Annotated in this window: 11 protein-coding genes; 1 reads left to right on the top strand and 10 read right to left on the bottom strand. The window is 41.9% G+C overall.

What is annotated here, in order from left to right; translation table 11 throughout:
- Nucleotides 1-212, top strand: a 212-nt coding sequence (locus A3I3_RS0103770) for a transposase (protein ID WP_018371404.1), incomplete at its 5' end; no start/stop codon positions are given.
- A gap of 51 nt (nt 213-263) precedes the next feature.
- Here A3I3_RS0103770 and A3I3_RS0103765 read toward each other — a convergent pair.
- The 10 genes from A3I3_RS0103765 to A3I3_RS0103720 all read right to left on the bottom strand — a co-directional run bounded on the left by A3I3_RS0103765 (nt 264) and on the right by A3I3_RS0103720 (nt 8,222).
- Nucleotides 264-1,553 carry an ABC transporter substrate-binding protein gene (locus A3I3_RS0103765; RefSeq protein WP_018371403.1) on the bottom strand — a complete coding sequence of 430 codons (1,290 nt, stop codon included), beginning with the start codon at nt 1,551-1,553 and terminating at the stop codon, nt 264-266.
- Entirely contained in the window at nt 1,550-2,233 is a 684-nt protein-coding gene (locus tag A3I3_RS0103760; RefSeq protein WP_018371402.1) for a response regulator transcription factor, read from the bottom strand. Before A3I3_RS0103760 ends, A3I3_RS0103765 begins: the two co-directional genes overlap by 4 nt.
- A gap of 28 nt (nt 2,234-2,261) precedes the next feature.
- Nucleotides 2,262-3,566: a sensor histidine kinase gene (locus A3I3_RS0103755; RefSeq protein ID WP_018371401.1), complete on the bottom strand. Its 1,305-nt coding sequence runs from the start codon at nt 3,564-3,566 to the stop codon at nt 2,262-2,264.
- The gene (locus A3I3_RS0103750) at nt 3,566-4,528 is read right to left on the bottom strand and encodes a substrate-binding domain-containing protein (RefSeq protein WP_018371400.1); all 963 of its coding nucleotides are present in this window, start codon (nt 4,526-4,528) and stop codon (nt 3,566-3,568) included. The genes A3I3_RS0103755 and A3I3_RS0103750 overlap by 1 nt, the downstream gene beginning before the upstream one ends.
- Nucleotides 4,528-5,322 carry a Cof-type HAD-IIB family hydrolase gene (locus tag A3I3_RS0103745; protein WP_018371399.1) on the bottom strand — a complete coding sequence of 265 codons (795 nt, stop codon included), beginning with the start codon at nt 5,320-5,322 and terminating at the stop codon, nt 4,528-4,530. Before A3I3_RS0103745 ends, A3I3_RS0103750 begins: the two co-directional genes overlap by 1 nt.
- A gap of 359 nt (nt 5,323-5,681) precedes the next feature.
- Nucleotides 5,682-6,077: a single-stranded DNA-binding protein gene (locus A3I3_RS0103740; protein ID WP_018371398.1), complete on the bottom strand. Its 396-nt coding sequence runs from the start codon at nt 6,075-6,077 to the stop codon at nt 5,682-5,684.
- Nucleotides 6,078-6,137: 60 nt separating this feature from the next.
- Nucleotides 6,138-6,875: a MerR family transcriptional regulator gene (locus A3I3_RS0103735; RefSeq protein WP_018371397.1), complete on the bottom strand. Its 738-nt coding sequence runs from the start codon at nt 6,873-6,875 to the stop codon at nt 6,138-6,140.
- 107 nt (nt 6,876-6,982) lie between these two features.
- Nucleotides 6,983-7,609 carry a YtpR family tRNA-binding protein gene (ytpR, locus tag A3I3_RS0103730; RefSeq protein ID WP_018371396.1) on the bottom strand — a complete coding sequence of 209 codons (627 nt, stop codon included), beginning with the start codon at nt 7,607-7,609 and terminating at the stop codon, nt 6,983-6,985.
- 8 nt (nt 7,610-7,617) lie between these two features.
- Nucleotides 7,618-7,935: a thioredoxin family protein gene (locus A3I3_RS0103725; RefSeq protein WP_018371395.1), complete on the bottom strand. Its 318-nt coding sequence runs from the start codon at nt 7,933-7,935 to the stop codon at nt 7,618-7,620.
- Nucleotides 7,932-8,222, bottom strand: coding sequence for a DUF4651 domain-containing protein (locus tag A3I3_RS0103720; protein WP_018371394.1), 291 nt, complete (start codon nt 8,220-8,222; stop codon nt 7,932-7,934). The genes A3I3_RS0103725 and A3I3_RS0103720 overlap by 4 nt, the downstream gene beginning before the upstream one ends.
- Nucleotides 8,223-8,291 lie beyond the last annotated feature (69 nt).

The raw sequence follows: 8,291 nt of genomic DNA, 5'->3' as shown, positions 1-8,291 counted from the left end.
CTAAAGAATGTCAGGCGCTTTTATCTCCCCAAGGTAGACAGATTTTCGCTCAACGCAAGATTGATGTGGAACCTGTCTTTGGGCAGATAAAGGCTTGTTTGGGTTACAAGAGATGTAATCTGAGAGGGAAGCGTCAAGTGAGAATTGACATGGGATTGGTACTTATGGCCAATAACCTCCTAAAATACAATAAGAGAACGACTCAAAATTAAAAAGCTAGAGTTCCGCAATTGGGAAGCTCTAGCTTTTTTTGTGGCTGAGAATTATTTTGTCCCAGGCTCTTCTTCAATTTTCTTTTGGATTTCACTCAGACTAGTATCACTGGTAGGATACGTCAAACTTTCATTGATGAGATAATTGATTTGCTCTAACTCCTGCGATGAAAGACCCGCTTGAATACTTGACACAGCCCCCGTCATCATAGCGTCAAGCCTTTCAGCAGTTAGAGAGTCGGCACCAAAATCATCTGCTTTTAGTAAGTTACTGGTTGCTGGGCTTTTCATAACGCTAGGTAAAACAGACATCCCTTGAGATTTTTCAAACAATTCACCTTGAGTTTTTTCGTCCAAGCAGAGAAGTTTCAAAAACTCTTTCACTTCTGCTAAATGATTCGCCCTGCTAGATATTGCAAAAAGCGAAGTTGAAACCTGTGTTGCATTGCTACCAGCCTTATCACTAGGCATAGGAATACAAGTCCAAGAAAAACTAGAATACTTGCTAATATGATAGGGATAAGGTTTGTAAGTACGATATTGAGCCAAGGTCATGGGATAGAAAGCAACCTTTCCTTCATCAAAATCCTTTGAGTTGACTTGATATTTTTGATTCAGCTGCGTTAATCGACTGACAAAAGTACGACTGCGACGCATTTCTGGACTGTCAAGCATGAGGTGTCCATTCTTGAGTAGACTTCCCCCATATGCAACTAAAGCCTCTTGCCAGGTGTAGTCTGTACTTCCATATTGATCCAATACTCCATCGCCATTGGTGTCCTTAGTCAATTGCTGGCTGAGCCGATAAAAATCGTCCAGAGTCCAGCCAGCTTGAGGCACGGGAATCCCATTTTTTTCTAAAAGATCCTTATTGACACACATCATCACAGGATTGCTCTCAAATGGTAAGGCATAGGAGTGCCCTTGGTAAGTCCCAGCGGCCAGAGCAGCTCCATAAAAATCCTTGGAAGAATGTTCAAGCAGATCATCTAGGGGAAGGAGAGCATGACTATTAGCAAGGAGAGAAAAATCCTCCTCAGGTACCATAAAAATATCTGGCTGCTCACCCTTAACTACACGATCCGCCAGCCAATTTGAATAATTTTCTTTCGGAATTCCTGTTTCATAACTAATTTTCACATTTGGATGACTTTTTTCAAAACGCTGGATCGCATGCTCTAAAACCCGATTAGAACGACTGTTAGGCACAGACCAACTAGAACCTGCATAAATACCTAGACGAATCATCTTCGGCTGCCCTTTTCGCCACAGCCAAAAAGCGGACAGAGCTAGTAAAATCACTAGGCAAGCCAGCCCTGCTTTTAGTTCTTTTCCTCTCACAATTTGTCACCTTCACTAAAATCTCGCCTTGTCACACCTGTTTGCACTGCCCAAATTGCTAATTGAGTCCGATCGCGCAAGTCCAATTTAGACAAAATAGCTGACAAATAATTACGAATTGTCCCCTCCGACAAAAAGAGGCGCGCAGCAATTTCCTTATTAGAAATACCGAAGCCAACCTGCTGGATAATCCGCCACTCAGTTTGACTGAGGTCATCTACCTGATTTTCCTCCACCGATATCGCAAAATTAGACTGAGCCATTTGCGAAAAGAGCTTGAAAACTTTAGTGGCAATATTGGGATTAATCATGGCTCCGCCCTTATGAACGGTCAAGATAGCCTGATACAATTCTTCAGTTGAGGCTCCTTTTAAAATATAACCTGAAGCTCCATACTTGAGTGCAGAGAAAATAAAATCATCGTCATCAAAAGTCGTCAAAATGATAATCTTAACATTTGGATACTTTTCTTTGACACTTTTTGTACACAATACACCGTCAAGCCGCGGCATCCGAATATCCATAATGATGATGTCTGGTAGGCTGCTTTTAAGAAAATCAAGAACTTCCTCTCCGTCTCCAACTGTCCCTACTACCTCAATATCTTGGTGAGCGGAAAGGATAATTTGCAAAGATTCCCGAATGAGTGCTTGGTCATCAGCAATTAAAACTTTGATCATGGTTTACTCCTCATATTTAATAGCTTCATTAGTTGTTCTTGGGTAAACGAATTTCTGTGTAAAATCCCGCTCGGTTTTCAAAGCAGACATTTCCTCCGATAATCGCCAAACGTTCTTGCATCTGCTTAAGTCCATAGCCATAATCCAATTTTTCAAAGCCGATTCCATTATCTTGAATCGTCATAGACAGATGATCCTGCTCTATCCGACAAGCTAGAAAAATTTGATCTGCGTGCCCGTGACGAACCGAATTGGTCAGTGACTCCTGAATTACACGAAAAATCACATCTTCCTGCATAATATCCAAGTCCACATCATCCCATCCATAGTCAAGGTCAATCGTTAAGCTAGAAATATTTTCATATTCCGAAAGGAGCTTGTTTAGTGCTTCTTTAAAAGTTTGATTTTCCAAAGCACCTGGTCGAAGTTTCTGAAGTGAGCCACGCACATCTTGAATCCCCTCACGAACAACTCCAGAAATATTTTTCAGTTGTTCCTTAGCTTGTTTGGCATCAATATCCACCAAAACCTGCACAGCATCAATCCCCGCAGAAATGCCTGTCAAGGCATGTCCTAGTGTATCATGGATTTCTCTTGCAATCCGCTTACGCTCCCGATCTTCAGCAATTTTTTCTGACAAGGCAAGATAACTATTTAGCTCCGTATTGGTTCGCGCAGCAAGGAGTAATTCTTCTTCAATTCGATGACGTTCCGTAATGGTCTGCATAAGATAAAAAAGTAGCGAAGCGATAAAAACAATAATATTAAGAGAGGTCAAAAAATTTTTGAAAAAAAGAATCGGTACGCGTAAATTTTCAGGATAAAAACTAACATAAGTTTCAAGAGAAGGAAGTGCCCAAATGAGTGATAAAATTCCATAATCAGTCAAGAGCAACACTCCAAAGCTTAAACCGATGAAGGCGACCCAATACCGCTTATCACGCTTACTGTGAAATTCCTGTGATCCGTAAAAAATATCTGCAAAAACCAGCAAAAGAAGCCCATTGTAAGAGAAATGGAGAACATTCAAGATGAGAAAAGTTAAAAAAATCTCTAACAAAGAAATGCTATCAAAAATCGAAAACTGATTTGGATGATTACTGCGGTAATACATCACTAAAAGTAAAATACCATACAGCAAAAGCGATAAAATAAATAATTGTTGTGGTTCACTCGGAATCGTAGCTAGGCGTTCCAAAAGTCGGTGACTAAAGCCACGCGCTACGATATACTGACTTGAAAAAAGATAAAGTGCTGCCGTATAGACTAAGGCAAAGAGGTTAATAACCATTAAGATAATACGACTGTAGCGTACACTGTTGGATACCTTCATTATTGCCAACCTCCTATTTCATAGTTAGCAATGTTCCCCTTATCAAGCAAGGTAACCGGTGTGAGGTACTCCTTTTTGTAGCCTTTCCCTTGACGAATCATTTGAATGACCTCAGCTGATTTTTCTCCCATTTCTTGAGGAGACTGAGCTACGGTCGCTTGAATATCACCTGTCGTTGCCAGAAGAGCCTTAATGTCAGGGGAGCCATCTACTCCATAAATAAGAACTTTATTAGGCAGAGAAGCCTCCTTGATGGCTGCCAAAGCTCCTAGAGCCGAACGGTCATTTAAGGACATAACAACATCAAAAGTAGTTCCTTGACTAAGAACTTGCTTAACCTGCGCCATACTTTCTTCGGTTTGTCCCAGCGTATCTCGCCTAGAAACAATATGATAGCCCGGAACCCCTTCTATCGTTTCTCGAAATCCCCTTATCCGGTCAACAGCAGATAAGGCTGTCGCATGTTCAAGGAGTAAAATATTTGCGCTTGTCCGCCGCTTCATCATGTCTTTGGCAATCAAAACCCCTGCACGATAGTTATCTGACAAAATGGTTGTATCTGCTATTCCCTTTTCAGCAAAGGAGGTATCTACTGCGATGATCTTTATTCCTGCTTTTTTAGCGGCTTTTAGTGACTTGATGACCATTTTACTGTCACTAGTAACGGGATTGATAACAATGACATTGACCTTATCTCTGACAAAAGCATCAATCTGCTGGCTTTGTTTGTATTCATCAAGCTCTGGGTCTCGAACAATCAATTCGTCCCCTCTTTGACTTAAATTTTTCTCCAGTTCACGATTGAGGTTTTTGTAAAAATCGTTGTTCATGGTCATATAAGTTGCACCAACTCGTAATTGTCGAGGGAAAATCGGCAAATAAGCTCCACGAATAAAAATGACCACAATCGCAAAGAAAACCAGTCCAATGAGCATCCAAAAAACCGTTTTTCGATAAGACATTACATCAACTCCTCTAATACCAAAGCAATCCCATCATGGTTGTGATCTGCTGTGAGATGCTCAAATTGTTCCTTAACCCCTAAAGGAGCATTGCCCATTACATAACCTTCCTTAACCGTTTTTAACATAGCCACATCATTAAAATTATCCCCAAAGGCCATAGTTTTAGCCAAATCTTTTTGATAATAAGCGACCAAGTCGCGCACCGCCTGCCCCTTTTCGATCCCTTGAGCCATTACCTCTATATAATAGGGGAGTGATTTAGCGATGGATAGTTCTGGAAACACCTCTTTGAGCCGAGGTTCTAAATGATCCATGATCTCAGGCTCACCCATCAAGAGAAGTTTATGCACTTGATCTATCTGATTCACCTGCTCAGCCTTTATCTGACTTGACTGTAAATTCACAACCTCTTCTTCACGATGAATCCAATAATTTCTACGATCCTCTGAATACCATTTTTCAAAAGTATAGACATTCCAGGCTACGTCCGACCAATTTTGTTCTAGATACTGACAAATAGTAGCTGCTACCGCTCCAGACAAGGTCTTTGAAGCCACTGTCTTACCCAAATGATCCTGCACAAGCGCCCCATTGTAGGAAATAATCGGATAAGAAATTCCTAATACATCTACAATCGGCTTAATCGCCGCCGGCATCCGAGCCGAAACTGGTATAAAAAGAGTTCCTCGAGCTGCCTGTGCTCGAATCGCTGTCTGTGTTCGTGGACTAATGACCAGATCCTCCGTAATCAAAGTCCCATCAATATCACTAAAAATCATTTCTGGAATCATGATGAACTCCCTTCATAGCTTCGTTCTCGATAAATAGCATATATATTCATTATACCATTTTCCAAAATAGATTAAAAAAGAAAACGAAAGGGAGTGGGACAGAACTACTTCCTGTAAAGGAATAGTTCGTTGTCCCACCCCCGCGATGCCTATTAGGGTTGTGCGGAGTCTGTAAAGACGAACAAAGCTTCAAGGCATTCGATGAATGACTTGAAAAAAGGAAGAGACCTGAAGCAGGAAGCTCACGAAGATTGAGTGAGCGTTTAGCGTAAGGATCTCTGACGCGGCTACCGTGTCTTGCAGATAATCCGAATTAATTTTAGAGGCTGAGAACTATTGTCCCAGCCTCTCTTACTTAATCAAAAGGGTAATTCTTCCTCTTCTAAAACGAGATCCGCTAGATCGGCACCTGCGTTATTCTCACGTAGAGCACGCTGGGCACGGCTTTCCAAAAGCTGGAAGCCGTTGACCAAGACTTCTGTCACATAGCGATTTTGTCCATCTTTTTCATAACGACGAGTACGAATCTCCCCCTCAATGGAAAGAAGACTCCCCTTGGTCGCATAACTGGCTAGCGTTTCAGCTAACTTGCCCCAGATGACCAGAGACAAGAAATCTGCTTCACGTTCACCATTTGCATCCTTATACTTGCGATTTACCGCTAATGTAGCGCGAGCGACACTCTTGTCATTTGCCGTTTTTTGAAGTTCTGGGGTCGCTGTCAAGCGCCCGATTGCAATTACTTTATTATACATTTCATTTACCTCCTATCTATCTATTCGTAGGCAAGGAGGAAAAAATAGAATTTTTGATTATTATTTTGCAGAAGTTACATAAACTTGGATCGAATCAGATACGTACTGGGTTACATCTTGACCGAATTTATCGAGATTCTTGCGAAATTCTGGATTTTCAACATAACCATGACCGATTGCACCAAAAACTTCCAGTGAGCAATCAAAACCATAAGTGTTAATCAAGTCGTGCAAGTCTTGTGCTAACTTTTGATTCTCAACCGCTTCTACTGACAAGCCTGCTTCTTTTTGCTCTGCAAATGTCTGAAAGATGAAGTTGAAAGCCGCTGTCACTTCATCTTCTTTCCCCGCCTGACGTGCCTGAGCTTCTTCAATCACTTCTGAGCCGTAAGTAGCGATCGCTTGGTCTTGATAAGCCTTATGATCTTTGTAAGTAAATCCTTGAAATTTTTCTTCTATTGTCATTAAAATTTCTCCTTTTTGTGCTTGAATTGTTTTTTGTAAAGTATGAATCAGAGTGGCCAAACGCCCACTTTCCTGCTCTAATAAACTCAACTGTTTCTCTAAATGAGGCAAGAGATCTTCATCAGAACTTGATAATAAGTGCGAAATTTCTGCCAATGAAAAGCCTAGAAGTTTGTAAAACAGAACTAGTTGCAATCGCTCTAAATCTGCATCACTATAATACCGATAGGCATTTTCATCCTTATGAGGGACCAAAAGTCCAATTTTATCATAGTGCCGTAAAGTCTTGATTGAAACGCCGGCAAGCTGCGCAGCTTGTTTGATTGTATACATCTGAAACCTCCTTACAAGATCAGTTTACACTATGCCCTAAGGGGAAGGTCAAGCATTTTTGAGAAATTATTTAAAAAAGTGACCTTTTCGATCACTTAAAATAAAATTTATTTACCCCAATGTTTATCGGCATCAAAGGGGGTGCCGACGGTTGCTGCGGCTGAGAGTTCGATGATACCGCGTTTTTGAGGAGCGTTAGGCAGTTGCAATTCGCGCGGACTGCACATCATGCCAAAGCTCTTTTCACCGCGTAGCTCGCCCGGAAAAATCAGATTGCCCTTAGGCATCATAGCACCTGGAAGCGCCACAATGGTTTTGAGCCCCACGCGTGCATTAGGTGCGCCAGCGACGATTTGTAGCACCTTATCTGCCGCCACCTTCACTTGGCAAATGTTGAGGTGGTCGCTATCTGGATGAGCCTTCATCTCGACAATCTCACCCACGACAAATTTTGGCTCGGTGTCATTGACCAATTTTTCCGAAAAGCCAGCTTGAGCCAAGGCTTGATTGAGGCTAGCCACCTGTTCATCTGTCAGCATCACTTGACCGCGCCCTTCAATTTCCAGCCAATTTGATACCTCAAAAATATTCCAAGCGACTGTTTCTGCATTGTCCAGACGGTAAATGCGAGCTACATTTCCTTTGCGCTCCGCAGCCAACTTAGCCGCTCCGCTGTCTGCCACGATAACCATGAGCACATCGCCCACAAACTCTTTATTATATGTAAAAATCATCTTTTTCCTCATTTCATTTTTTCTAAAAAGGCTTGAATTTCAGCCTTGTTTTTTCGATTTTTGCTGACAAAGCGTCCGATTTCTTGCCCATTTTCCAGCAGGATAAGACTAGGAATGCCGAAAATATCCCATTTCTTCGTCAAATCGATAAAGGCATCTCTATCCACCAAAATAAAGGTAAATTCTGGATTTTCTGCCTCAATCTCTGGCAAGAAGGGCTTGATGTAGCGACAATCGCCGCACCATTCCGCAGAAAAAAAGAGCACTTGCCTACCAGATTTCTCCAGCAAAGAAGCAAGTTCCTCAAAATTCTTAGGAGCAATCATCCTCGCGCCTCCTCGTAAGACAGCTCGCCATTTTCATAAAGGAAGGTGAAATGCCGCTCATCCTCAAAAACCACGCCGCCAACCAAGCGCTCGTCGCTTGACTCATAGAGCTGCACATAGACCGTGGCAATCTCGCCCATATCCGCAAAAAAGTCGCGAACCACTTGAACAATCTCCTCGCGGTCTGCCAATCGTCTCTGCTCTTGCACCAATTTGTTGGCTCCATAAGCCAGAGCCCCCGCGCCCAAAAGCACTGTCGTCGTTAAAATAATCTTTTTAGCTTTCATGAGAATATTTTAACACAAAAGCCAGCCAGCGCCAAACTATATTAACAATTTATTTTCTCTATTCTATTT

Source organism: Streptococcus massiliensis DSM 18628 (assembly GCF_000380065.1).
GTDB lineage: Bacteria > Bacillota > Bacilli > Lactobacillales > Streptococcaceae > Streptococcus > Streptococcus massiliensis.
Note: the sequence above shows the minus strand (reverse complement) of the source record. Positions and strands in the feature narration are given on the sequence as shown.

Bases quoted from the DNA above. Each gene is read 5' to 3' on its own strand.
- A3I3_RS0103760 (WP_018371402.1), bottom strand. From the start codon at position 2,233: ATGATCAAAGTTTTAATTGCTGATGACCAAGCACTCATTCGGGAATCT.
- A3I3_RS0103755 (WP_018371401.1), bottom strand. From the start codon at position 3,566: ATGAAGGTATCCAACAGTGTACGCTACAGTCGTATTATCTTAATGGTT.
- A3I3_RS0103750 (WP_018371400.1), bottom strand. From the start codon at position 4,528: ATGTCTTATCGAAAAACGGTTTTTTGGATGCTCATTGGACTGGTTTTC.
- A3I3_RS0103745 (WP_018371399.1), bottom strand. From the start codon at position 5,322: ATGATTCCAGAAATGATTTTTAGTGATATTGATGGGACTTTGATTACG.
- A3I3_RS0103740 (WP_018371398.1), bottom strand. From the start codon at position 6,077: ATGTATAATAAAGTAATTGCAATCGGGCGCTTGACAGCGACCCCAGAA.
- A3I3_RS0103735 (WP_018371397.1), bottom strand. From the start codon at position 6,875: ATGTATACAATCAAACAAGCTGCGCAGCTTGCCGGCGTTTCAATCAAG.
- ytpR (WP_018371396.1), bottom strand. From the start codon at position 7,609: ATGATTTTTACATATAATAAAGAGTTTGTGGGCGATGTGCTCATGGTT.
- A3I3_RS0103725 (WP_018371395.1), bottom strand. From the start codon at position 7,935: ATGATTGCTCCTAAGAATTTTGAGGAACTTGCTTCTTTGCTGGAGAAA.
- A3I3_RS0103720 (WP_018371394.1), bottom strand. From the start codon at position 8,222: ATGAAAGCTAAAAAGATTATTTTAACGACGACAGTGCTTTTGGGCGCG.